Origin of the sequence: Pseudoalteromonas sp. MMG005 (assembly GCF_018101015.1) — a bacterium.
Taxonomy (GTDB): domain Bacteria; phylum Pseudomonadota; class Gammaproteobacteria; order Enterobacterales; family Alteromonadaceae; genus Pseudoalteromonas; species Pseudoalteromonas aurantia.
Genome location: NZ_JAGJEK010000007.1, coordinates 97,205 through 123,755 on the forward strand (window position 1 = coordinate 97,205; position 26,551 = coordinate 123,755).

At 40.0% G+C, this 26,551-nt stretch carries 21 protein-coding genes and 1 pseudogene; 17 read left to right on the plus strand and 5 right to left on the minus strand.

Annotation, left to right across the window (positions count from 1 at the left end; all coding sequences use genetic code 11):
* The first annotated feature begins 8 nt into the window (after positions 1-8).
* Positions 9-1,772, plus strand: a complete 1,764-nt coding sequence (locus tag J8M01_RS07260) for a carbamoyltransferase C-terminal domain-containing protein (protein WP_211057533.1) — start codon at positions 9-11, stop codon at positions 1,770-1,772.
* Between the two features lie 126 nt (positions 1,773-1,898).
* Positions 1,899-5,021 carry an amino acid adenylation domain-containing protein gene (locus J8M01_RS07265; RefSeq protein WP_211057534.1) on the plus strand — a complete coding sequence of 1,041 codons (3,123 nt, stop codon included), beginning with the start codon at positions 1,899-1,901 and terminating at the stop codon, positions 5,019-5,021.
* A gap of 221 nt (positions 5,022-5,242) precedes the next feature.
* Here J8M01_RS07265 and J8M01_RS07270 read toward each other — a convergent pair whose 3' ends face one another.
* Positions 5,243-6,097, minus strand: coding sequence for an integron integrase (locus J8M01_RS07270; RefSeq protein ID WP_348772726.1), 855 nt, complete (start codon positions 6,095-6,097; stop codon positions 5,243-5,245).
* A gap of 466 nt (positions 6,098-6,563) precedes the next feature.
* Here J8M01_RS07270 and J8M01_RS07275 point away from each other — a divergent pair, with 466 nt between their 5' ends.
* The 5 genes and pseudogenes from J8M01_RS07275 (at position 6,564) to J8M01_RS07295 (ending at position 11,209) form a co-directional block, all read left to right on the plus strand.
* Entirely contained in the window at positions 6,564-7,286 is a 723-nt protein-coding gene (locus tag J8M01_RS07275; RefSeq protein WP_211057535.1) for a DUF2971 domain-containing protein, read from the plus strand.
* Positions 7,287-7,532: 246 nt separating this feature from the next.
* Complete coding sequence (locus J8M01_RS07280) at positions 7,533-8,639, plus strand: transposase (protein WP_247671043.1); 1,107 nt, start codon at positions 7,533-7,535, stop codon at positions 8,637-8,639.
* Positions 8,640-8,689: 50 nt separating this feature from the next.
* Positions 8,690-8,905: pseudogene (locus tag J8M01_RS07285) on the plus strand (hypothetical protein); the annotation flags it as partial.
* A gap of 89 nt (positions 8,906-8,994) precedes the next feature.
* Entirely contained in the window at positions 8,995-10,011 is a 1,017-nt protein-coding gene (locus J8M01_RS07290) for a transposase (RefSeq protein WP_211057536.1), read from the plus strand.
* 670 nt (positions 10,012-10,681) lie between these two features.
* Positions 10,682-11,209: a GNAT family protein gene (locus J8M01_RS07295; RefSeq protein ID WP_211057537.1), complete on the plus strand. Its 528-nt coding sequence runs from the start codon at positions 10,682-10,684 to the stop codon at positions 11,207-11,209.
* 120 nt (positions 11,210-11,329) lie between these two features.
* Here J8M01_RS07295 and J8M01_RS07300 read toward each other — a convergent pair whose 3' ends face one another.
* Complete coding sequence (locus J8M01_RS07300; RefSeq protein WP_211057538.1) at positions 11,330-12,460, minus strand: serine hydrolase domain-containing protein; 1,131 nt, start codon at positions 12,458-12,460, stop codon at positions 11,330-11,332.
* A 403-nt stretch (positions 12,461-12,863) separates the two neighbouring features.
* On the opposite strand from J8M01_RS07300, the gene J8M01_RS07305 reads away from it, so the two are divergent.
* From J8M01_RS07305 to J8M01_RS07325, 5 genes are all read left to right on the plus strand, one after another.
* The gene (locus J8M01_RS07305) at positions 12,864-13,727 is read left to right on the plus strand and encodes a PhzF family phenazine biosynthesis protein (RefSeq protein WP_211057539.1); all 864 of its coding nucleotides are present in this window, start codon (positions 12,864-12,866) and stop codon (positions 13,725-13,727) included.
* A 315-nt stretch (positions 13,728-14,042) separates the two neighbouring features.
* Positions 14,043-14,513: a helix-turn-helix transcriptional regulator gene (locus J8M01_RS07310; protein ID WP_247671044.1), complete on the plus strand. Its 471-nt coding sequence runs from the start codon at positions 14,043-14,045 to the stop codon at positions 14,511-14,513.
* 227 nt (positions 14,514-14,740) lie between these two features.
* Positions 14,741-15,436, plus strand: coding sequence for a fimbria/pilus periplasmic chaperone (locus J8M01_RS07315; protein WP_211057540.1), 696 nt, complete (start codon positions 14,741-14,743; stop codon positions 15,434-15,436).
* An 8-nt stretch (positions 15,437-15,444) separates the two neighbouring features.
* Positions 15,445-17,904: a fimbria/pilus outer membrane usher protein gene (locus J8M01_RS07320; RefSeq protein WP_247671054.1), complete on the plus strand. Its 2,460-nt coding sequence runs from the start codon at positions 15,445-15,447 to the stop codon at positions 17,902-17,904.
* Complete coding sequence (locus J8M01_RS07325) at positions 17,901-18,767, plus strand: hypothetical protein (protein WP_211057541.1); 867 nt, start codon at positions 17,901-17,903, stop codon at positions 18,765-18,767. The genes J8M01_RS07320 and J8M01_RS07325 overlap by 4 nt, the downstream gene beginning before the upstream one ends.
* Positions 18,768-18,956: 189 nt before the next feature.
* On the opposite strand, the gene J8M01_RS07330 is transcribed toward J8M01_RS07325, so the two are convergent.
* Positions 18,957-19,145 (minus strand): hypothetical protein, encoded by a 189-nt coding sequence (locus J8M01_RS07330; RefSeq protein WP_211057542.1) that lies wholly within the window; start codon positions 19,143-19,145, stop codon positions 18,957-18,959.
* Between the two features lie 320 nt (positions 19,146-19,465).
* On the opposite strand from J8M01_RS07330, the gene J8M01_RS07335 reads away from it, so the two are divergent.
* The 5 genes from J8M01_RS07335 to J8M01_RS07355 all read left to right on the plus strand — a co-directional run bounded on the left by J8M01_RS07335 (position 19,466) and on the right by J8M01_RS07355 (position 24,092).
* On the plus strand, positions 19,466-19,972 hold the full coding sequence (locus J8M01_RS07335; protein WP_192509497.1) for a hypothetical protein: 507 nt from the start codon (positions 19,466-19,468) through the stop codon (positions 19,970-19,972).
* A gap of 565 nt (positions 19,973-20,537) precedes the next feature.
* Positions 20,538-21,044 carry a hypothetical protein gene (locus tag J8M01_RS07340; protein ID WP_211057543.1) on the plus strand — a complete coding sequence of 169 codons (507 nt, stop codon included), beginning with the start codon at positions 20,538-20,540 and terminating at the stop codon, positions 21,042-21,044.
* Between the two features lie 230 nt (positions 21,045-21,274).
* The gene (locus J8M01_RS07345; protein WP_211057544.1) at positions 21,275-22,234 is read left to right on the plus strand and encodes a DUF4350 domain-containing protein; all 960 of its coding nucleotides are present in this window, start codon (positions 21,275-21,277) and stop codon (positions 22,232-22,234) included.
* Between the two features lie 387 nt (positions 22,235-22,621).
* Positions 22,622-23,404: a hypothetical protein gene (locus J8M01_RS07350; RefSeq protein ID WP_211057545.1), complete on the plus strand. Its 783-nt coding sequence runs from the start codon at positions 22,622-22,624 to the stop codon at positions 23,402-23,404.
* A 112-nt stretch (positions 23,405-23,516) separates the two neighbouring features.
* Positions 23,517-24,092, plus strand: a complete 576-nt coding sequence (locus J8M01_RS07355) for a hypothetical protein (protein ID WP_211057546.1) — start codon at positions 23,517-23,519, stop codon at positions 24,090-24,092.
* Between the two features lie 285 nt (positions 24,093-24,377).
* Here the strand turns inward: J8M01_RS07355 and J8M01_RS24330 are convergent, their stop codons facing one another.
* Together J8M01_RS24330 and J8M01_RS07360 are read right to left on the minus strand one after the other, a co-directional pair.
* A complete protein-coding gene (locus tag J8M01_RS24330) occupies positions 24,378-24,566 on the minus strand; it encodes a hypothetical protein (RefSeq protein WP_348772728.1) in 189 nt (62 codons plus the stop codon).
* A gap of 393 nt (positions 24,567-24,959) precedes the next feature.
* Positions 24,960-26,309 carry a sphingomyelin phosphodiesterase gene (locus J8M01_RS07360; protein ID WP_211057547.1) on the minus strand — a complete coding sequence of 450 codons (1,350 nt, stop codon included), beginning with the start codon at positions 26,307-26,309 and terminating at the stop codon, positions 24,960-24,962.
* Positions 26,310-26,551: the final 242 nt, after the last annotated feature.

Sequence of the window (26,551 nt, forward strand, 5' to 3'; positions counted from 1 at the left end):
TACTAAGTATGAACAGCGATAATGCACCACTGGTTATTTTAGGCGTAAATGGCGTATACCACGAATCATCCGCCGCGATAGTGATTGATGGACACACTAAATTTGCGATAGAAGAAGAGCGTTTAAATCGTGTAAAGCACGCTAAGCCAGCAGGGCTAGATAATCCGCACGTGTTACCACATAACGCTATTTCGGAATGTCTTAAGTTTACTGAGCTGAGCATGAAAGATGTGGATATTATCGCATTCTCATTTAATCCGGCGAAGCGTTTGGCAAAACATCGTTATTTGCAGGAACCATGTGAACCGCACAGTTGGGGCACTGTACAAGCTGAGCGTGCGTATTTCGATAAATTAATGACCATTCCTCGTCAATTTGCTGAGCTGGGGTTTGCAGGCCAGTTTATGTGGGTCGACCATGAAATGGCCCATGCTGCATCAGCATTTTATCCAAGCCCGTATGAACAAAGTGCGATTATTTCAATTGATGGAATTGGTGAATTTGAATCTGCGTCGATTGGGTATGCCCAAGGTAATGACATTCAATTTACGCATCATATTAATTACCCGCACTCAATTGGTTTTTTGTGGGAAAAAATGGCCAAGTATTTAGGGTTTTCTGAATATGACGCATGCAAGGTCATGAGTGTGGCGTCTTTTGGTGATAGTGCGCGTTATAAAAAGCAGATGCAATCGTTGCTATACCCAGAGGGGTTTGGTTTTAAAGTGGATGCAGACACATTGTGCTTTCGGTTAGAAGATTACAGTCATTTAACGGCTTTGTTTAATGTATCGAGGCGTCATGATCATGAGCCATTATTAGCGGTACACCATGATATCGCTGCGGCATTACAGGCGGTTACCAGTGAGGTGTTACTGCATTTGGCTAAATCGGCCCATGAACTGACAGGCAGCAATAATTTATGTATGGCCGGTGGTGTTGCGCTTAACTGTGTGGCAAATACCGTTTTATTTGAAGAGGGGCCTTTTGAAAACCTATACATACAACCCGCTGCGAACGACGCGGGTACTGCTTTAGGGGCTGCACTTTGGGCATATCATGGCGTACTTCAGTCAAACACGCGAGTGCCACAACCAGAACATACTTATTTAGGGTCATCATTTGATGATGCTGCTATACGCGCGGTATTAGACAACGCAGATGTGACATATACCCAGCATGATGACTTGGCTGAGCGGGTTGCGCAATTATTAGCCCAAGGAAAAGTCATTGGTTGGTTTCAAGGGGCGATGGAGTTTGGGCCGCGGGCATTGGGTAACCGCTCTTTATTGGCAGACCCTCGAGACCCAGAAATGGTGAAACGCTTGAACCGTTTGGTGAAACATCGTGAAGACCATCGACCATTTTGCCCTTCCGTATTGACTGAGTATGCGGATCAGTGGTTTGAAATAAAAAAGCAGGCTGAGGCTGCTCGATATATGTTGATGGCGTACCCTGCGAATGAACAGTTAAAAGATAAAATTCCCGCCGTTGTTCATATTGATGGCACTTCGCGTATTCAGCGTGTAGATAAGGTAAGTAACCCAAATTATCACGCAGTGATCAGTGCATTTAATCGCCTCACGGGTGTACCCATGTTATTGAATACGTCGTTTAATGACCGGGAGCCAATTGTGTGTACACCGCAAAATGCAGTTAATACCTTGATGCGTACAAACATCGATTTCTTGGTCATTGGCTCTTACTTAGTGCTCAGCAATGCTAAAAATACACGCACTAAAAATCACGCGGAAGCACAGGCGTTGGCCTAGTTTTTATTAGCCGCAATCGTGTGGGTGAATGTAGGTAATATACATTCACTCTATTAACCTAAGCGTGGTTAGGCACAAACCATCCGCTCTTAGATTGTGTAATGTATCGTTTTGAGTAACCCCTTTATGCCTAATCAACCCGTACTGCCTCAAAGCCCGAATGAGTCGGATAGCTTAACGCCAACATTAGACCAACTGGTGTTGGATATTATGACGCAAAACCCAAATGCTCTGGCAATTGTAAGCCCGCAATGGCAATGTAACTTTGCGCAACTAAGACACCATGTTGCGCAGTGTTTAAGAATGATGGATGACCATGTAGCGTGTCACTCAAAACCGATTGGCATATACAGTAAAGACCAACGAGTGATTATAGCGAGTATGCTTGCTTGTATGATCAGACGTACCCCGTTTGTGTGTTTAGACTCGAACTTTCCTGCTTTACGAGTGAATTACATGGTTAAGCATAGCCGAGCAAGTTACGTACTAACCGACTGCACCGAAACGATTTTTAAAGTGCCTAGTTTGCTGATGAGCCTGACGGAACCAGATACCAGTACAGATAGTTTGTCATGTTTAATTGGCCATAATATCGCATGGGGTCAACACCATAGTGAGTATAAACATCAAAGTGAAGCCAGTTTAGTTGCGTATGTGGTGTATACATCGGGTACCACAGGGCAACCAAAAGGCATCGCAATATCACGCGCAAGCTTGGCACATAAACTGGCGCATGCACATCGCTTTTATAATCTTACCCACTCAGACCGTTCATTGTGTATGGTCTCGTGTTGCACGGATACCTTTATTCAGCAATCAGCCATGACGTTACTGGGTGGTGCGAGTTTACATTTTAGTGCACGTTCATTGGTTGACCCTGAAGACTTTGTACAGTTTTGCCAATTGCACCATATTACGTTTACTGACTTAGCTCCGAGCTTTTGTTTGTCGTTGCTAAGTGATGAACGCGCTACGATGTGGTGGCAATATTTGTCACTGAAAACGCTGGTACTGGGTGGAGAAGAGCTTAATCAGAGTATTGTAAGTAAGTGGCATCGGTTAGGGTTATTCTCACGATGTAGGCTGGTGAATGAGTACGGACCGTCTGAAGCGACCATCACCTCGGTAATACATCAAGTAACAGCAGCAGATAGGCATATCAATCGAATTCCTATCGGGCGTGCAGTGGGCGATAGCCAATTACTTATTTTAGATAAACATGGCAATGAATCTACACAAGGCGAGCTCTACATTGGAGGGATTGGTGTTGCCATTGGATACTTGCATGACGATCAAAAAACGGCTGAAAAGTTTGTTTATTTAGACGTAAATGGCGTATCCCAACGTTTTTATCAAACCGGTGATTTGGTAACACGAGATGAACAAGGTCGATTGACGTTTCTAGGTCGCTTTGATAATCAAGTACAAATTATGGGGCAGCGCATCGAACTCGATGGCATAGAAGCAGTCCTTGAGAAGTATCCGCAAGTGACACTCAGCGCGGTGATATGTGTGGAGAATACATTGATAGCCTATGTTACTTGCATGGGTCAACTAGACAGAACACAATTACACGCGCACATTAATGCACAGCTTCCCGCTTATATGCAGCCTAATAAAGTGATTGTATTGAATGCCTTACCCCTTACCCCGATAGGTAAAATTGATAAAAAGGCGCTTCATGTGAAATACCAAAGTGCGTTGCAACAACGCATTGTTGAAAAATCGCAGACGCCAAGTAGTGTATTCAGCGCCATTGCTGAGGTGCTAAATATTTCTGTATGCAAATTAAATGTGTCACGCAGTTTTCGTGACAATGGCGGAGATTCATTGCGCGCGTTAGCTGTACAAGCGCGCTGTAAGGGCAGTGATTTACCAGTAAAAGTGTGGCAACTTCTGTCAGATACACCGCTAGAAGAATTAAAAGGAGGAGATACATCGACCCACAATCACACATTTGATCAATCGCTATTAAACTATACCTTGCCTAATAAGTTGTCGATGATTGAAAGCCCTGCGTTGGCAAAGTGGTTAGTGACATTTAGCTTATATTGCGCAGCGCCGTTTGAGGTGGACAAAATCTCACAAGTAATGACTATTTTATTGCGTAAATACCCCAGTTTGCGATTGGGCTTTAATACTGATCCAGAGCCATCTCAGCATTTAAACGCGTTTACTCAGGTACACTACAATCATTTGGATTGTGAAAGCGACGATGAGTTTAAGCGTGCGGTAAAAGACCACTTTAGTGCCAGAGTGGAGCAAATGAACATCAGTGATAATTTGCTGATAGTACATGTATTCGACAGCGCATTTGGTCAGTATATTTGTTTTGCGATGAACCATATGTTGGTTGACGATATCAGTTTGTCGCAATTATCCAGTGACACGATGTTACTGTTACACGCACCGGCGCAATTTTGCCGAAAGACCGATGTGGGTTTGTTTCAGTGGCAGAAGCAGTTACATGATATTGCAATACAAGGCGGCTTTAATGATCAAGCTCAGTATTGGTTAAATGCCTTAGATCATGCCTCAATATTTTTTGCACAGCTTAACGGCAGAGCCGCACAAAATACCCGAGTGTCACAATACACAGCACGGAAAACTGTTTTCTCAGCTGCACAAATGACGCAAATTCAGTCAAAATTGGCCGCTCAAGGTGTGAACATTATTCATGGCGTGTATGCGGCACTCATGGAAGCATTTTATTGGTTAACTGGTGAAAGTGAATTGCTGTTATCGCAAGATATGCACGGCAGAACCGCACTTGATAATTGTGTAGATGTGAGCCAGTCTGTGGGGTGGTTTGCCAATAGCGTGCCGATATTACTCACGCGGCATGCCAACTCATTATTACAACTGTCGCAAGCAAAGCAAGATATTGTCGAGATCCCTAGCGGTGGACATAGCTTTTTGCAGTTACTGTGTTTTGCTCAGCACGCAGCATTGGCCCAAAAAATGAAAAGTGCTCGACCCTATGTGCATGTTGTGTATGAGAACAACGCTTTGTTTGATTTAAACACCTTATTTGAATGCAAAACGTTAGGGTTAAGTACCCATAAACTGCTTGATGAGCACCGCTTATCACCAAATGAAGCCTTGTATCATTTAGTGAAAATTACCATATCTGAAAGCGAAACGGATGGATTACACATTGCAATTGCGGCATCCAAACACATTTTGAATGAGCAAATTATAGAGCGACTATTAGACAACACCATTGCCGCACTTGAAGTGCTGGTATAACGCAATGGCAAGTAAAGCGCACTAAAAATTGGTGTGGGTGCGCTTTATTTTTGTTTATGCTTTGAACCTTTTAGCGTGTTTTCTATACAGGATTAAATACTTATGTTGTTAATAGTAGGTCTTTTTTGGAATGTGTTGTATATGAAGGGCTTTATATGCAGCGAATAATATAGCTTGGTTGCAAGTCATTATAATTAATCATGGTGATGGGGTAACCCGAATTAAAAAAGTGTTGATAATGGACTAATGACACAATTAGCACCGCGCTCTAAAACATGAGTGTAAATTTGTGTGGTTTTTACATCGCTATGGCCCAATTGTTCTTGAACTGTTCTAATATCAGCTCCGCTTTGTAATAAGTGTGTTGCAAATGAATGCCTTAAGGTATGGCAGCTAACACTTTTGATGATATGGGCTTTTTTGGCCGCTGTTTTTATGGCTTTACGTAAACCAGATTCATCAATATGGTGGCGGCGCTTAGCATTGTTATTATATGGGTCATGGCTGTGCTTTTGTGAGTAAAATAAATAATGCCATTGTGGGTCATAGGCTGCATTTGGGTATTTCTTACTAAGGGAAAAAGGCAGCCAAACACCGGCATAATTATTTGCATTTAAATCATTCATAGCAACGGCTTTTGCCTGTTCTATTTGTGCTAAAAGTGCAGGCTTCAGCTCTGGAACGAGTGTAACAACTCTATTTTTATTACCTTTTCCCTGCCAAATTTTAATACTTGAGTAATCAAAATCAAAATCAAAATCAAAATCAATATCTTGTATTCGCAGGCGTGTGACTTCCATAACGCGTAAACCACTGCCATACATAAGCTGACAAGGTAATAATACATTAGGGGAAAGATGCGTAAGTAGGGTTTTAACCTCTGATTGTGTTAACACCACTGGGAGTTTGGTGGGTTGCTGGCTGTGATTAAAGTTCAGTGTATGTTTGAACGGTTGTTTTAAAAACTCTCGGTATAAGAAGACCAATGCATTTAAGGCCAAAGATTGTGTGCTGGGCGCCACATTCATCTCATTAGCCAGATGTGCTAAATAATGTTCTACATGACGCTCTTCCATATCTTTAGGGGCTGTTTATTATGAAATAAAATATATTTATAGACCCAATAGACATAACTTTTAATGGTTCTTTTTGCGTATCTACGGGTGATCATATAGCGCTCAAGCGCATTGAGGAAAGGTGAATTAGCCATGTAATTAATCCTAAATGCATGTTTAAATAAACAGTAGTTGGATAACGGCTTTTTGCAAGGTGTTAAAGTGCCTATTTTATCGGGGCTATTCCGTACTAATATGAGCCTGCAAAATAAGCGTTTGTATTTGTTCTCATTTTATATTATTTTGACAGAATTAAACGGGACACTGACCTGATTTTAGCGATAGAAAACAAGGCCAGCGTCCTTCTAAAAAGCTGTTATGCTTACTCAGGCAAATTATCAAAACGAGAGTAAATTTTAATTATATGATTTATCACTATTGTGCTGTTGATTCAATTGTTCCGATAATAAGCTCAAAGCAACTTTGGATGTCAGATCTAGAAAAAATGAATGACCCTTCTGAATATAATTTGGGGTTTGACATAGTACTTTCTGAGTTTGGGGAAATTTATCCAGAGCATATTCCTTGGCTAGAATACAGACATACAAAACACTCCAATAGGGTTTTGAGTACGTCTTTCACAAAGCAAGGAGATATGTTAAGTCAATGGAGAGCATACGCTAGTAATGGCTCAGGTATATCGTTAGGCTTTGATATAGAAGTTCTATTGGATATTAATAAATATATTCAGTCTGATGAGATTAACTATAGTAAGAGCTTTTTAATTGAAAAAGCTCGCAAACTAATCACCAATCATGAAGTTAATGAAAATAGCTTTGTGATGAAAGGCTTTAATACTTACGATCTAAATCTAGCTACAGAATTATCCAAGCTATCAATTTTTTACAAAAGTGAATTTTATCGCGAAGAAGAAGAGGTTCGACTTGTTACTTATTTGAATGATGATTCTGTTATTCATTCGAAACAGACTGGTAACAAAATAGAAGACAGGGAAGTACAATTTAGAGTTTCCCAATACGGGCTAGTACCTTATATGGGTTTGAAATTTTGTGATGAAAATAGAAATGCGTTAAGAGAGGTTATCATTGGTCCCAATTCAGCTCTTGCGCCTAATGATGTGAAATTGTTACTTGAGTGTAATCATTTAACCGATGTCAAGGTAGTCTCATCAAACGGAAACTATCGGTAAGCTCTATTGCATATGATTTTATCATAAGCATAACAAGGCCTTAAAGTCGGATTCGTAACAGTTGGCTCGGTTCCGCTTCGCTTCACATTATAGCCAACAATTACTCACCGCTTAAGGCGGCGTTGAGGCTGTAGAATTACTTGTTTCAGGAACTGATCTTACACTGATAGACTTGTTTTCTTTTTAGCCTTGAATCGACTGTTTTACTGTGATCTAATAGATATTATTCACCCACGGTAAACTGTTATGGCTCACTATAAGCCTGACTTATCTTGTCAAAATAAATTCATTCCTATCAATTTCGCAGAGCAAATCTTGCCAGGTACATTTGAGTACGCACTTTGTTATATTGTTGAAAATAAGCTCGACTTATCGGGGTTTGATGTATGGTATAACAATGATAAAACGGGTGCTGCGGCGTATTCGCCCACTGTGATGTTAAAGATAATTTTACTCGGTTATGCACATGGGTTGATCAGTAGTCGCCGTATCGCCAAGGCCTGTGAAAACAATATTTTGTTCATGAGTGTATCGGGCGATGTGCAGCCGCATTACACTTCAATCGCGGCGTTTGTGGCAAAAATGCATGAGCAAATTGAACCCTTGTTTACCCAAGTGCTGATGATATGTGATGAAGAAGACTTAATTGGCCGCAACATGTTTGCCATTGATGGGTGTAAATTAAAGTCCAATGCGAGTAAAGAGTGGAGCGGCACATTCGATGAGCTTAGGCGCAAAAAAGCAAAACTAGAACGCGCAAGCAAACGTATTATTGAACGTCACCAATCACAAGATGGACTGGGCGAAGAGTTGATAACTCAGGATTTAAAACAAAAAGAAAAGCTGGATAAAAGTGCAGATAAAATCACTGATTTTTTAGCCACTCACAAAGAAAAAACAGGCAGTAAAGGCAAGCCAGTTAAAAGTAATATTACCGACCCCGATAGTGCGAAGATGACGACCTCAAAAGGGACAATTCAAGGCTACAACGGCATCGCGATAAATGACGATAAACACCAAGTCATCCTGCAAGCTCAAGCGTGGGGCTCAGTGGGCGAACAACAAACTTTACAGCCAGCCGTAGCACAATTAAAACAGCAACTCGATAAATTGACCACTAATAAACTCAAAGGCGAGCACACGATAAAATTCACCGCAGACAGCGGGTTTAACAGCGAAGAAAATCTCGAATTTATGGCGCAAAGTGGATTCGATACCTATATTGCGGATAATCAGTTTAGAAAACGAAATCCGCTGTTTAAAGCCAGCGAAACATACGAAACGGAGCAAGAAAAACGCCGACTAAAACGCAGTAAAAAAGTGAAAAAGGACAGACACAAATTTCTTGCATAATTGGGTGGTTTAACTACTGTTTATATATCCAGTTTGTTTGAGTGGTTAAAATGACAAGAGCAAGGAATGCTTTAATTGATTTGTCTGCAACGCCTTATTACCATTTAATAGCACGGTGTGTACGCCGTGCTTTTTTGTGTGGGGAAGATAAGTATTCAGGAAAGAACTTTGACCACAGAAGGGAGTGGTTGGTTGAGAGAATGAAGTTACTCAGTAGCGTATTCGCAATAGAAATAGCGGCTTATGCGATTATGAGCAACCATTATGGGAAAGTGAAAAAGGACAGGCACAAATTTCTTGCATAATTGGGTGGTTTAACTACTGTTTATACATCCAGTGCGTTTGAGTGATTAAGATGACAAGAGCAAGGAGTGCTTTAATTGATTTGTCTGCAACGCCTTATTACCATTTAATAGCACGGTGTGTACGCCGTGCTTTTTTGTGTGGGGAAGATAAGTATTCAGGAAAGAACTTTGACCACAGAAGGGAGTGGTTGGTTGAGAGAATGAAGTTACTCAGTAGCGTATTCGCAATAGAAATAGCGGCTTATGCGATTATGAGCAACCATTATCACCTTGTTGTGAAAGTAAATAAGCAAACTGCGCTCGATTGGTCAGATGATGACGTTATTAAGCGTTGGTATCAACTTTACAATGGTGATTCATTGGTAGACAGATATATCAGTGGAGAAGTACTCGATGATGCAGCGATGACTTTCTTCAATGAAATAGTGTCAAAATGGCGTTTGAGGTTGTATGACATTAGCTGGTATATGAAGAATTTGAACGAATTCATAGCCAAAGAAGCGAATAAAGAAGATAACTGTACGGGTAAATATTGGGAGGGCCGCTATAAGTCCCAAGCTCTGTTAGATGAAAGAGCACTATTGAGCTGCATGGCGTATGTAGATTTAAATCCAATCAGAGCGAATATAGCAAATACGCTTGAAGAGAGCGATTTTACGTCAATTCAAGAACGGTTACTGCACTTTAAAGCTCATAAAAAAGACAATAAAAAAGCACAATTAAATCCTTCTCAAAACATCCCTCAAAAAGATGACCCAGCTGATATAAGTCAACCTGCGGAATTAAAACCATTTGGTGGAGAGCACATAGCAGGGTGCATCCCATTTAGCCTACTAGATTATTTTGAATTGGTAGATTGGAGTGGTCGCCATGTACACCCAAAAAAGACAGGCTATATAAGCGGCTCAATACCAAGGGTATTAGTGACTCTCAATATAGAAGAAACGGTATGGTTAGAGCAGGTACAAAGCTTTAGACGACAATATGCAAACTTTGCAGGGAGTAAACACGCATTATGCCGACAGGCGGCAAAGAATGACGTTAAATGGTACAAAGGGGCTGGGTAACCAGAATTTTATCTATAGAATATCAAAAAACATCAATACGAACCTAGCAAGCACATCAGTTAGCTGTTTTGCTTTCTGTGTTATGAATGAAGTTACTAGTGTGCTTCTAGATTGCACGTGGCTTGTAATGGTGAATGTACAATTATTTGCCTGTCCTGTTGTTGATGCAATTATGTGCCTGTCCCGTAACTTATTTAATTATGTGCCTGTCCCGTAACTTACTGTCGTTGTGCCTGTCCTGTCCTGTTGTTGCAGTTACTGTAATTATGTGCCTGTCCCGTAACTTCCTCCCGAAATAAAAAGCGACAGCTAATCGTTAAAAGGGTTTTGTTATAATCGAGCGTCACTGATTTAAAAGTCAGTGACGCCTTTTTGGTATGAAGTATTGTATTGCAACAGGCAAAACCGTTGACATGAATAATTACGCTAAAGTATTTAAGAATTATAAGTCGTGCTTTTTTATTTGAGTATGTAAAAGCAATAGATAATGGTTTTGAGGTATTTGATGATCTTGGAATCATTTAGGTATATTGTGATTTAAGTTCGCTGAAGCTGTAAGTACTTATAGCACGCTGTGAAACAAGGATAAAATACAGCTGATCTTTGCCACTTATTTTACCAAGCATTATTTGCTTATTATGACGGATGCAACAAAGCCTAAGGAGGTGTTATGCAACTTTCAGATGACAGTATCGAACTTTTACCATTTAAAGAGTCTGATTTTGAACTCTTTCTAGAAATTATTACTTGTCCACAGATGATGGAGCATGTTTATGATCCTTTGACTTATGATGAGGCTAAATTTTCTTTTGGAGAAAGATTACCACCTTGGAAACTTGAAAGTGATAAATGGCGCTCTTTTAGTATCAATGAAATCAAAAGTGGTGAAAAGTTGGGGTATATATCGCTTAGAATTGTCAATCATAACGCTAAAATTGCTGAAGTAGGCTTTATGATTAAAGCGAGTGCTCAGGGGAAAGGTGTTGGTAGTAAAGCGCTTAAACTTATTAAGCAATACGCATTTGATGCATTAATGCTAAATAAACTCGTTGCTTTTTGTTCTGTACATAACTCAGGCTCATTTAATTTATTAGAGAAAGAAGACTTTTCCCGTGAGCGCTGTTTAAAACAAAATACCTTAATTAATAATCATTACAGAGATGATTATGCGTATGGCTTATGTAAGCCCACTTTATAACACATGTGAACCCAAATTTTTGAATCCAATAGGTGATAATAAAGATATCACCTATTAAGCATGTTGCGTGCATTGTGGCTCAGAGTTGATCACTCAATAAAAATATCAGCTCACTACAAGCTAATTATTGAGGACAACTTTTCTGATCATACTTGCATAATCTCTGGCATCTAGATGTTCGCTATTACAAAACACGATACTAGAATACGCTTTGTCTGGAATACGCTCATAATTAGTGACTGTGCCTAACCAGCCACCACTATGGGTATATATTTTACCAAACTCACTGTCGACCACCATTTGCCCATTAGCGTATTCAAATCGTTCATGTCTTATTTCACTATTCGGGGTTAAAAACTGTCTAAGTAACGCTGTGGGGTTATTTCCTAAGGTTGGGTTATAGAAATAACGATCCCATTTAGCCATATCTTCTACATTTGTATGTAATCCACCATCACCTACCCAAAATAAATTGGTCATGCTGTTGATATAGCCACCTTGTTCAGATGGACGATATCCACTTGCTCGCCTTTTAACAATTTCGGTTGGCTGATCGCTAAAGAATGTATGGGTCATATTAAGTGGTTTGAAAATACGCCGTTCTGCATAATCTCGTAGTGACTCGCCCGAGACTTTTTCTACCAGCATCGACAATAAGAAATAGGCATAGTTACTATACTGCCATTTTTTTTCCGGCTCATGACGCAAAGGTACTGTTTTCACGTAGTCGTAGAACTCACTAATCGTCAAATAATCTTCGTTACCTAATCTAAATTTATTGCCAGCAGATGATCGCAACTTCATTGCGTCTGGATCTTCTAAATTATCAACAAAATCATAATCACCCATCCCTGCAACATGGCCTAGCATGGCATTAATTGTAACCTCTGACCCATAATTTCTCAGCTTTGGTAAATATTGACGTATATCTGCAGATAACGATATTTTACCTTCATCAGCCAATAGCAAAACGGCCATAGCGGTAAACTGTTTAGAAACTGATGCAATTCTATGCACATGAGAGCCATCTAATGAATTATTAAGCTCTAAATTGGCGAGCCCGTAACCATCTTGATGCACTAGTTCACCATGCTTTATAACACCAACAGAGCAACCTGGACCATCCTCAGGTATATTAGCAAATATGGCATCTATTTTATCATCAAGGTCGTCGGATTTATTATCTGCCTGAACCGAAAGGGATGCCGCCCCCATGAATAATGCCAGTGAATATTTTAATGCCTTTTTCATATTAAGTCCTTTCCTATATATTTATTAGCTTTGCTATGATTAGTCTTTGCTTCTAATGTGGTTTAGTTAAAGAATAAATACCAAATGTTAAAAATTAAATGTACCTTTTTTATGTTCTAAAAAGCAAAGACAATTTAATTAATAATTGATTTTGAGCTATATGAAAAAAGCAAAGGCATACATTTTTTCATAATGCATTAAGGTGGTTACGCTTTTTACCTTAAAATAGTTTTGCGATTAGTTTAATAACGCCAAATACAATGCTTAAACAGGTTAACGATTAACAAGCTACAAAGCCACTAAATGATTGAATTTAAATAGGAATTCCGCTATGGTGGCACATTAATTCAAACCAATTTTAAAATGAGTAATTCTACAGACTCGTTATAAGGAGAGGGAAGCTTTGGAGCGTATCGAAGTCACGTTAGTCAATTCATTTACCGACAATGGAACAGGTGGTAACTCTGCGGGGGTTGTTTTTAACGCCGATAAATTATCAAATACGCAAAAATTGAAAATCGCGCAGGCTGTCGGGTTTTCGGAAACCGCTTTTGTTTCAGAGGATAACGAAGCGGATTTTGAAGTCTCTTTTTTTACGACTACCAGTGAGGTCGACTTTTGTGGTCATGCTACGCTCGCTGCGTTTTCAACAATGTATCAAAAAGCTATTATCCCTGTTGGAAACTATGTTCAACGCACCAAAGCTGGAATGCTTGCTGTGTGTATTGATCCAAATGGCAAGATAGTTATGGAGCAAAAATTACCACAAAAGTTGCGTGATTTTTCATATCAAGAAATATCAGATGTGCTTGGTATAGAAGTTAATATTCTGGAAAGAACGGCATTGCCTATAGAAGTTATTTCAACAGGACTACCCGATGTCATTATTCCTGTTCCGTTAGGTTTTTTAGATAAAATAAAGCCAAACGATCATAATATTGCCGAATTTTGTAGAAAACATAAAGTGGTTGGCTTCCATGTTTTTGAACTTTACGAACAGCAAAATACATTAACCGCAAGCTGTCGTAATTTTGCACCACTGTTTGGTATTTCTGAAGAGTCGGCAACAGGAACTTCTAACGGTGCGTTAGCCTGTTATCTCGCCGAACATTTAGACATAGGGTGCGACTACGTTTTTGAGCAAGGTAGGGCAATGAATTGTACTTCAATCATTACCGCTTCTGTGCAAATAGAAGAGTCACAAGTAATCGATGTGAGAGTCGGTGGGTTCGCTGATGTTATTGATACTGTTGAAATCTCTATATAACAAGAAATAATAACCCTGCTGGGTAGCTAGGAACGCTATTCTAGAACTGCGAAAGTGGCATAAAAAGATAATCATTTTATGCCTGTTTTATCAATCAACGACTATGATCTTTTTGATTCACAACCCCTTTGATTCGACACACTCGTTATGGTGCTGGCTTATTTTTAAGCTACCTCTCGAAACCGGAGGTGAATACCAAGGGGAATAGTTTGTGGTGCTAAATTAGCTTACTGTCGGCAGTATGTCGTGTATTTTTCGTCACCGACACTTTAAAAAATTTGACATTATTATCGCTCAAAGTAGCGAGGAATATAAATGATATTAAAGAAATTAAGAGCAGATAAAAACTGGTCACAAGAACAAGTTGCAACATTTAGTGGACTTAGTACGAGAACTATTCAACGTGTTGAAAGCGGCCAAAGTGCCAGTATTGAAACACTTAAATCTCTTGCCTCTGTATTTGAAGTTGACGTAGTAACATTAACAGCGGAAGTTACAGTGATAGATAAAAAATCTGAACATTGGAAAGCGCAGCATTGGTTCTTTAGAATGTCAGCTTTGGGCACTGCATCACGAAAAGCTCAAATTAGAATCGAATTGGTACTTTTAGGTTTGGCTATTTTGGAAACCATCATGAGCTACTTCGATCCTATACATACACCCGTAGCACTGATATTGATGTACAGTCTTTATAGCCACGTTGTTTTTATTAGGTATGGTGATAAGAATCATGCTTGGGACACGCAAAATACAAGGCATGTTAAAAGCTCTAAAGCGGTTGGTTAGATGTCGCTTTGCGAAAGAGGTGGGGAGATGAATTAATGATGAGGTTGTTAGTACTGATTTAAATTGCAGTGTTAAATTATACTCCTTCTAAAGTTGCGTATATTAAGACCCTCTGGCAAATTTAAAAGACGAAGTAAGATTACTAAATTACAATTTACGCTTGTATTAACGAATAGGCAGGGTATCGTATAGCAAAAATTCTAGCTCGTTTTTAAATTGGAAGTCTGATGCGTAAACTGTTGTTATTGCTTTTATGGTTGTCGACCCCGGCTATGGCCTATCAAGTTCAGCCTATGATCGTTGATCTTGCATCACAGGGTAAAAAGTCACTCGTCACGTATCGACTGCAAAACCCCAGAGACACTGCTCTGCCGATTGAAATTGAGGTGTTCAAGCGTACATTCGATGAAAACCAAAAAGAAGTGTTGGTACCTGCAGAAGATGACTTTATTGTACTCCCTCCACAAGTAGAAGTACCTGCAAAGAGTTATCAAGTATTTCGCGCTAAATATTTAGGCTCCCCTGAGTTAAAAGAAACCAACTCCTACCGCATCGTTTTTAAACAACTACCTTTACCTAACGAAGATGAAGAGTCCGGTGTTAAAATGGTATTCAACTTTGCAACCTTAGTTTTTGTTAGTCCCGATGGCGTCAATGCGCAACAAAAAAGTACACTGAACTGTGTGCAACTAGACGACTGCACATTGACGATTAGTAATGAGGGCCAACGCGTGCTAAACCTTTCGCACTTTGACTACCATTTTCATCAGGGTAAAACCATTGTGAAATGGGCACAATTTCAATCTATCACACCTGGGCGCTTTATTATGCCAGGGCACAAAGTAGAGCTAGATCTCAAGCCTCTGTTAGGGGAAAAGCCTACGAAAAGCGCCGCACTTATCAACCTATTTAGTAAAAAGTAAGATAAGTGATGATTAAACTGGGCTTTTTTACTCAGCCTGCTCAGTGTAAGTGTGTCATTTTTTCACTACTACTATTTTGGGCTTGCTCACCTTTTGCGGCAACTTTCAATATGGACTTTCCCGTGCGGCTAAATGCTGCCGAAGTGGGGCAAGTTTCTGCCGCAACTAATGGGGTTCAAATTACCGCTATTGTTGCCTCTGACTTTAAAAACAGTTTGCAAACTGTACTTAGTGATAAGGTCAATGACTGGCTAACCAAAAAAGGAAATGTGCCCATTACGGTAGAGGAATATGCAGAACAAGGCATTACTCTAAAAATGCAGGCTCAAGACCTCACCATAGAGATGGCGTTAGCAGAAACTGCGATGGCCACGGGCAGTTTAACGTATGGTAAACAAAAGCACTTCGATAGACCAACTGGTGAAACTAGTTGGGCGATGTTAAACAATTTTAACTTAAACCATGAGCGCAGTAATAATAACCATGATTACAGGTCGCAGCTTGAATGGCTGATGAATGCCAATGTTGGCGGCAGCGACGGAGTTAATATGCGAGGTTCATTGTTTTGGGACAATAGTAACAGCCAAGCGAGTGATCTATATCGCGGTGATACTGCTTTATTTTATGACATACCTGAAGCGCCGCTGCGTTTTACGCTTGGGGATACGCAATTCAACAGTACAGGACACCTCTCCGGTGCTCAGCTTGGTGGGCTTAGCATTGAAAAAGCCTATTCTAGATTACAACCTCAACGCAAGATAACGCCGAGTAATAGTCAACAGTTTGTGTTGCCTCGTGCCGCCAACCTAGAAATTTATATTAATGATTTTTTGATTTCTAGGATCAGACTAAAAGCAGGACGCTATGACCTGAGTGATCTTCCACTTACGTCAGGCGTCAATAATATTCAAGTCGTTGCAACTTACGCCAACGGTGACACGCAAGAGTTCTATTTTACCACTCATTACAATGCAAGGCTGCTTGCAAAAGGGTTGAGTGATTACGCGTTTACCATAGGCCGCCTTTCTTCTATAGAGCAGGACCGTTACAAGTATGACGACGACCTGTTTGTTTCTGGCAATTATGAGTATGGTGTAACCGACAGGCTCACACTGGGGATGAACGGCGCAGCGCATTCAACAGGCCATGTGGTGGGCACTATCGCGACCGTAAACAACTTTGTAGGCAATCTTTCTTTTCGTTATTCACAGAGCAAAGTGAATCATGCTCAGTCTGGCAATATCTATTCTATTGAAACAGAACATAGTATTTTTGGCCATGGTAATTTTGGCTCACCCAATCTGCGACTCGGGTACGAAGCTAGGCAAGATTTTACCAATACACCGTGGCAAGAATTCAGTACTATCTCTAGTAGCAAAAGGGCATTTGCAGATTATAGTTACTTTATAAATGAGCACGTGGATTTTAACCTAAGTGTGTCTCGTGACCGAGGTGATGATCATATTGTTACCGACAATGCAGCTCTTGAGCTTAACTTGCGTTATGAAGATATGCGTGTTCGCACTGGTTTTTCGCATACTGATAGCACCGACACACGGATTGTGTCTGAAAACCAGTTTTTCTTAAACTTTACCTGGAATCATTATAATCGAGACACGAGTAATAGAGCGCGAGCACAATATAGCAGCAAAGATAAAGTCGCCAGCGCAAGTTATGCAAAAACAAACAATAACTTCGTCAACGACTACGGCTATGAAGTACGGACAGAACATGGAAGTGACTTTAGACAAGAGCAAGTGGATGCAAGCTATACCGGCGCATTTATAAGAGCAGATGTGAGTGCAACCAACTTTACTCGCGAGCAACAGCAGGGTGACAGCCGTTCCAGTATCAATATATCAACCAGTTTAGGGGTTGCTGATGGCCATTTTGGCATGGGAGCCACAACAACGGCGCCCTTTGCTGTTATTAGCAAACATAACACGCTAAATGACGCAGATGTTTTAGTAAACGTGGACCGCCATGGGCGAGCTCAAACTAAACCAAGTGACCATATGGGTGCGCTTGTGGAGCTTGGTACTGGTTATACTAGCGCACAGTTGAACATTGATGTGCCAAGCGCTCCACTGGGTTATGATTGGGGCCCTGGCGTGTATGTTTTGGTCGGCGGGGCCACAACAGGACACCATATTCAAATTGGCTCAGAACTTTCTTATACAGCAATAGGAAACTTATTGGATGACAAAGGCATACCTATTGCAATGAAACGAGGGACGGTGTTTAAAAAACAGCCCCTAAATAGTAAAGATAAAGCCCTAACAGGCATCGCAATATTTACCAACCGCACAGGGCGCTTTGTTGTCGAAGGCATTGGTGTAGGCAAGTATATTGTTGAAATAGGGGGTATGATCGGGCACTTTAGTATTACTGACGTAGAGCAACGTTTTATAAGGCTTGGGTCGCTTGAACTTGCGAAAAGCCAACTGAAAGGAGGTGATAACAAATGAAGTTTATAATCTTTACTATGCTAACTCTGAACTTTTTGTTGTCTGCACAGAGCGCATTCGCAAGAGGAAATGATTGCGATGGCAATATGTTTGCTACCTCAAACCCGTCAGACATTATTGAAGAGTACAACAATCGAGTCACGGTATACATTCCAATAAAAATACAAGTCTCAGACAGTTTATTGAACTGTGCGGATGAAATATGGGTTGAGGATGTTTATTACTACTCAATGGTGTTTTCAGGCCCAACTCAAGACAAGTATGCAAAGTTGTACAATTCGCAGTTTAAAAAAATTAAGGTAAGAAATGGCATTTGGCGATCCAACCTAAAAGATCGTGCAACACAAATGTGGGTGAGACTAAGACATTATAGTTTATTCCCTGCTGGTGCCTATACGGGTCATGTCGTTGTATCTGTTGTCAAAAACAATGAAATCATTGATCAACAATACTTAGACTTAAGCTATTACTCTGAACCACAGGTTGCTATTTCGCTGTCAAATTCGAGCAAAGGCAAGGTGTCGGGTAACAATGGCAATTACCATATTGATTTGGGTGAATTGAAAAGTAATATGCGCTTTAATTGGGGCATTAAAATATTGAGCAACAGCTCGTACGATATAGTCGTTGATTCTGAATATAATGGATTACGTCACGAAACCAATAAACAAGCGCTGATAGACTATTCAATTAAGTTTGATAACTCACAAGTCTCATCGTCTGAGCGGCTCTATCGCAGCTATAATTTCTATCCTGGTGTAAAAAACAAATGGTACGGGTTTGAGTTTAAGCTTGGCAACGTTGAGCTGATGCCAGCGGGAACCTATCAAGATAACCTATCGCTGACGGTATATCCTAGGTAACCTCAGCTCTGGATAAGCGAATTTGCCCAATAAAGCTATTTTTTTCACTCTCGGCGTTGCTTTCATTTGTAATAGCCCGCTATGACTGCATAAAAGTGCCTTGATATTGAACAAAATATCATCATTGGATTGTACGTAAGTTTGTTTTCAAAACATTTTCTATTCCAAAACTCTTATCCAAACTTGCAGTTAGGTAGATAGTGCTGAGTCGTGGTCGTGTTGCTCAGCATGCCGCAGCTGTGGGTTAAATTGCTTGATGTCAAAGCTGTATTGTACAGGCCAATTCGTATTTACTTTCTTCTGTATTTCGCCGTGCACGTGAACAAACATAGCACCTGACATACTGAGCAACCGTACTCTGTTTTCTATATCCGTCAAAATATCGACATCTAAAAAGAGCGGCCCTCAAAAGTTAATTTCTCTGCGTCAAAAATACGTGATATGGGCTTTGACCCCAAAAAAATTAGGCTGCGGCTAATGGTCTCAGAAATAGGATGATTATTTTATCTTTTTCAGAACACTTCTAAGTTGTTGTTATTCATTTATTTAATTAATTATTGTTGGCATAAATAAAAAATAATTAATTCTATCTTAATTCTTGGTATGCCTATTGCTTTAAATAATCAAAAGGTGACAACACCTCATCATCAAAAACCAAATAAAAACTAATCCAGTGTTTAGTTAAAAGGGAAAAAGCCATGAATACATTACTAAAATCGTTATTAGCTGCAACTGCAATCACTTCAATGGGCGCTGCGGCGGCAGTATTAGATACCTCTGGTACTGAAGCAAAATTTACTTTCGAAGGCACTATTGAGCCACTGTGTAAAACAAGCAGCGGTAACAACAATAGTGTGACAAGTTTAAAATTAGATTCTTCACAACAAACACAAGAAATTGGTACCCTTGATGTTTGGTGTAACACTGGTGAAAATGCAACAACGGAATATACCTCTGCAAACGGTGGTTTCTTAGTCGCCAATAATACTCAGGGCAGCAAAATTGCTTACACTCTTAACATTGGTGACACAGTAGGTATTGATTTACAAACAGGTGCATACAAACACTCTAAAGCAACAGCAGCAGGTACTGGCAGCACAGGTGATACACAAGCGACATCACTTAAAATTACACCTCAGTCAAATGGTCTAAATGATGCAGGTACTTACTCAGATACAATCACTGTTACAGTAAGCCCTAACTAGTTTCAAATTTAGGCAGCACAGTTTATGGCTTAATCTAGACTGCCTGAACTATCAAAAGAGCTAACTATTGTTTGTAGTTGGCTCTTTTTAATACACGTATTTGTACGACTGCTCTCACCTAAAAACCTTCTATTTTCAGCGTTCGCTTTAGACTATCTCTTATTATCATCACACACCTATTTTTGGATGCCATTATATTTGTGAAGAGGCAATCTTCATTAAACCCATTACCATTTAACCGGTTACAATGTTAGGCTATTATTAACGATGCTACGTAACCTAATTTATCGGTGTGAGACTCGCTGGACCTTTATCGTTTTGCTGAATTGATACAAGATAATTGAATGCGCTATGCTACACTAAGTGAGAGGCTGTTGTTTAAATGTCAATAATGAAATAAGGTGAGATAGGGTGGGAGTCAGGTATGACGATATTAATATGTGCCCTGTATTACGTTATCGACAGCGATTGGTACTTGTTCTCCACTTCAGAAGTTGTTATAAGACCTTTAGTAAGTGGAATGAAACAGGTATAAGATGCCATTGATGGTTTAAGGGTAAAAGCGATGAGTACATTACTAAAATCACTGCTAGTTGCAACTGCAATCACTTCAATGGGCACAGCTGCGGTAGTATTAGATACATCTGGTATTGAGGCTAAGTTTGCTTTTGAAGGTACGATTGAACCCTTGTGTAAAACAAGCAGCGGTAACAACAATAGTGTGACAAGCTTGAAGTTAGACGCTTCACAGCAAACACAAGAAATCGGTACGCTTGATGTTTGGTGTAATACAGGCGAAAACGCCACAACGGAATATACGTCAGCAAATGGTGGTTTTCTAGTTGCTAGTAATACTCAGGGGAGTAAAATTGCTTATACACTCAACATCGGTGATACCGCTGGTATCGACTTAGAATCGGGTACATACAAGCACACTAAAGCAACTGGAGCTGGTACAGGCGACACAGGTGAAACACAAGCGATATCACTTAAAATTACCCCTCAGTCAAACGGTCTAAACGATTCGGGTACTTATTCCGATACAATTACTGTCACAGTCAGCCCTAACTAATCTTCAATTTATGCTGCCTAAATGGTATAAAGATCAAATCCTTTATATGGTGAGTGCTTGGTAACACAGTTACGCGTACTACCGCTTCAATTTAAAAAGTGTTCTATTTTCAACGCTGCCTTGTTAATATTCCTTGTTACAATATAAACCCTTTTTGGGTATATTCGCTTTCTGTAGAGGTGTAATCTTAATTAAATCTGAAATAGGTGTATTTAATAAGGAAATAGAAAATGACCTCATTAAAGGGGGGGGTTATTGGCGTTATTCTGAGTGCATTACTCGGTTGCTCTGATAGAGCTCAACAAGCCGACTCAAACTTTGTTCCTCAAAATACCCAACAAACCTTTTCAAGTAAAAACAGCCCTATTGTATTTATAGACGAAGCTCACAATAATTTTTTAACAACAAATGGGCGGTTCAGGCCTTTTGCGCAAGTTCTTGAGAGTGATGGATATACTGTTCGACCTAATCAGGAGCGTTTTTCTGCAAAGAGTCTGCATCGCGCTGATATACTCGTGATTGCGAATGCGCTAGATAAAAATAGAAAAGACTGGGCCCCGCCATTTTCTGATGCACTGACTGACGAAGAAGTGTCCATTGTTAAAATATGGGTACAACAAGGAGGCTCACTTTTTTTAATTGCAGATCATACTCCGTTTCCTAAAATAATTGAAAATCTAGCCGGTCAATTTGGTTTTAAATTCAGTCATGGACATGTGAATAATGCGATGTTTTACGCTCATGACAAAACGCTCGGTGATCATATAATTACCGCTAAAGTTACTCAGAGTGAACCGCTTCGTTATTTGCCGACCGGTGTCACTGAAACGGTAAAAAGTAAGATTCAACGTAATCGCATAGAGCGGGTGAGAACATTTGGTGGTTCAGCTTTTAAAGCGCCACCTGAGGCGACATCACTTTTAACTTTTGGTGAAGGCGCTTTTTCTATTGTCCCTGACATACCTTTTCAAGTAAACGCGGATACGCCTAGAGTGTCTATGGACGGGTGGAGTCAAGGTGCTGTATTAGAGATTGGGAAAGGTCGAGTAGCTGTATTTGCTGAGGGAATGATGTTTTCGTCTCAGTTAGATACTGAATCAGGAAGAACATTTGGTTTAGCAGCTAAAGGCGCTGAACAAAATGAAATGTTTTTATTAAATTTGATGGCTTGGCTTGCTGGTGTGATTTAAAGGTGCAGCAAATACTATTTAATAAGCTATTTTATCTTTTTCAAGAGGTGTTGATGCAATGCTGCGTCTGTTGGGCACGTTAGCAATGATTTTTTATGGACCTTAATATACCTGCTCATAACTTTCTGATTTTGTTATCAGAAAGTAGCTTGTGTGTTTTAAAATAGACCCCTAATATAGACTGAGTATGCAGGGATAGCTTACAAAAGTTCAAATAGCACATTAGCGTTTGATACAGCGTACGCCATAAAAGAAAAATTCCCGTAGCATAAACAATATAATTCTAGGCACACAGGGCAAGTATCGCCTTTGTTTAGCATATAATTATGCGTTGCAAGCTAGGTGCCGATTGAATACCAAATTATGAACTTTTAAGGAGAGTATAAAGTGAATTGGGCGTCTTTTGGTGCATTTCTAAAAAGTGTTTTTATACCGCTTGTTACGGTTGCAACAGCGACGATGGTTGCTTTTTTGAATTCTTCAATTTCACAGGTAGACCACGAGCTGAAGCAGCGGATTGCCGCTGTAGATATTGCGATTAAGGAAGCGCGTGATGAACGTGAAAAAATAGATGCCGAGCGTGAGTTTAATTTTAAAATTTATGACCTCGTGCAACAATCTCTAGAAGAAAAAAATGAACGCAAGCAAGAAGTCGCAAAACAGTTTGTGCTAGTTATGGTCGATGGCGAGTTAAGGCGCCGTCTGTTGGGCGTTTTAGAAGAAGGTGGCACCCCAACAATTAAACAAGAAGCTGCAAACATAATTGTACAAGAAAAAGAGTTTCAACGTGATGAAAACAGTAACTTAAGAACCAATAGAAATGTTAAGCCCTCTTTTGATTGGGAGGATTGGGATTATGATATTTTTTGGTGTACGTCATCTGGAACTCATGCGAAAGAACAAGCTAATTTTATAAAACAAGAACTTGAGCGAGAAGGAGCGAAAGGTCGAATTAGAGTTCGAGAATTGTACCCTTCAGTCAATTCACGCACTGGGTATAAAGTATCAGGCTACGCAATTAGGCGAAGTGAAAATGAAACGACACAGGCTAATGCTTTAGAAAAGCTTGCGGAAACAGTGCTATCAAAAAAAGGCTATCCGGCAATATTCAAACAGCAACTCACTAGCCAGAATACTAGGTGGTATATCAGTGCTTTCATATGCCCGTGATAGGGTAATGTATTGAGACTGTCTATGCTTTACACTTGTCTTGTCGTAGGAAATTTAGAGCCTATTGTAAGGCGTACTTTTATTAAGTTTGCGTAGTTATATAAGGGATGTTTTGCGATATACGATAGCGTTCGCACTGAGTTTTTTACTTTTTACAGGGTGTAAATCTACTGAAGGATTTACCCCTGTTTCTAAAATAAAATCTGGAGTTTCGAAAGAGGGCTCACTTGCAAATACAACGCTAATTTTAGATGTTAAAGCTGGTTTAGAAAAAGTGATTGGTAATACCATCAATAACTCAGAGCTATTCAAGTTTGTTATTCAACAACCCGTTGGAAGCTCAGGTTCTCAATTTTGGCGTGAAATGTGGGTTGTCAAAAAAGCCAATGAAGTGACCCAATACCTTATTACATTCAAAGAAGTTGGTTTAGGTTCAGCAAACTTTGAAATAACAAAAATGTATGAAAACACCGTAAGGAAAGAGTGCCCTAAATCTGTAGATGGATTTGAGCAAGGTCAATCCAATTTATTTGTTAAAGTGTGTTTAGGTACCCCTGATTACATAGACCACAACTCAGATGGCCGATATGTCTATTTATATCATCGGCCAAATGGTATCGTCCTCACTTATTTATTTAGCAAGGAAAACAAGCTTACAAAGTTTTCCGTTTACCAAGACTACACGTGAAATGAGATATGTATAAGATACCGTAGGAGGGAGAGCCGATGGTGACAAACCATTGATGCCAAAAATAGTGACTGAAAACTAGACTAAATGAACTGCGACGAATGGTCGTGGTTGTATTTAGCCTTTTTATTGCTGCTTATTCTTGTCGCATATGCTCCTTCATTTCGAGAACTGCTTTAACATCGACAGAATACTCTGGAGTCGGCCTCGCTGAGGAACCCTAATTGGTTCGCCTGATTCTTCACAAAAGCCGTATGTGTCTAGACGAATGCGTTCAAGTGATTGTTAAATTTTTGGTAATAGCCTTTGCTCGCGTTCAACAATGCGGATTAACAAACTACATTGCTCTTCCCAGGTGGCTTTATCACTTGAATCGGTTACGTCAGGTTTATTCAGTATTTGTGTTTTTGCATCACGAACATGTGCCCTCGTTTCGTTATGTAAGTCTATAAGCCTTTGTTTAAAAACGCCAATTGCTCCGCATTCATATAACCTTCCTCAGGTGCGTTGAGGATTTTTTAGCTCTAGCGCTAATTCAGATACTGATTTACCTGCTTTCATATTACTCATCCACATTACTCTAAAACGTTAATTGTATTGTTATAACGTATTATTTGGGGTGTGTTAGAGCCTTTTATTTGTCGTTTGATTATAAAAATAGTGTGGTGTTGGCAAACAGTGAGTGACGACAAAAGCGCGATGGTAAATCTACGTATGGTCAATTTACCCTTGTTTATAGAGTGAAAATGCGTGGCCAGCCACTTAAAAGAGGTGCGTGTTCTTGATCTTGAAAACACCAAGAACACTTTATTAATGAAAGTTAAGGGCTTCAGTTAGGAAGCCCCGTTTTTAAGGTTATTTGAGGCTTCAATAAGGCATATACTCAGGAGGTAAGGGAAATGCAAAACGCCCTTCTACTGGGTAATGATCAGACAAATCCCAGCTTTTCCAGTGTTGACTATTGATACTGCGCGGTGTCAGCATTTTATTTTCTGATGCGTAAGGTGTCAGGTGGCCATTGCTATACAGCACGTAATCCAAATATTCATTGAATTTATCGTCTGCATATATATTAACTGGGCCAGCGTAAGAGTAAGGATAAGCGCCAGTGGCTTCTGGCTCTGTTGCATCTAATAATGCAAGGAAAGCCAAGTGCTCTTGTGGATAGTTGATTTTATCTACGTTAAAGTCACCCGCCATTATCACAGGCTCTTCATACGGAATGTGTTTGCTGTCAATGAAGCGCTTTAATTGTGCCAGTTGTTCAAAACGAACCGTTACATCTTGCTCACTGGTATAAGCGTGAGTATGGGTGCCAAAAATATGGAAAGCATTGCTGCCTTTTCTTATTTTTGCATAGTTCATTCCCTTACCAGCCAAGCAGCCATCAGCTCGGCAAGCGTTATAAACAACGGCATCTTGGGTTTCAATGGGCCAGCGGCTGGCGATGAATGAACCACCTGTCAAAATCTTACCTACTTTCCATGGGATTTCGGTCATGTACGGATAGGTTTTTGCCACATTTGCTCTGAACTTAGCCGTCAAGATAGGATCAAAAACTTCTTGAAATACAACTACATCGTAATTATCCATATACTGAGCTATGGTATCGAGCCGGTCGCCTGTATTTTTTGAGGCCAGTGGGGGTAATAATGCCCATGTGTTGTAAGTCAGTACATTTAATTCGTTTGAATACTCAGATTTTTCAGACTTGGCGAATTGGTTATGAATGACGTAGTGAATGTCATCTCCCGAGGTTCTGGCTGAAGATGATTTAAACGCCAAAGTTTGTTGTTGACCGTCAATCGAGACATAGTGAATATCGCGATCATCGTACCATGGGTCATTTTGAGCACTGAGCCACATGTTACTGAATGTCATGGTACCGAGCAGCTTCTGCTTTAGGTAAACCGGTTGTTCAGTACCATTAACCCTTGTTGTAAAAACATACTCTTTCCCCCACTTAATACCTTGGTCTCTGTTAAAGCGTAAGAATTTAACCGTGGCTAAAGGGGGAACTTCCGTTGCCAATTGTTGCCACTGGTCACCATGGCGAATATTGTTGTGCCCCGTTTGCTGGGTATTGAGTGTGAGGGGAGCCATGGTGTTATTGGTTAAATACATATAGCTTTCTGCCAACGCTTGACCGGATAATAAGCCTGACAAAATACCTACGATGATTAAACCGAGTGCTCTGCACTGTTTAAGGGGGATCATGTATAGTTCCTTTTTTAATTGTTAGGTTTGTAGCTCTACTTCTTGCAGGGGTGACTTATATATTGTTGATTTTTAAAATCATAAAAAGATTTTTCAGTAATAAAATAGAGCTTCATCGGAGGAAAGTAAACTATAACAGTTACATTATTATTACATTTCGGTGGTTTGTCGCGTGTATCCGTTATAAAGGGATAATTAACCAAGTTTACCAAACTTACTCATGACAGCATCATAACAACAAG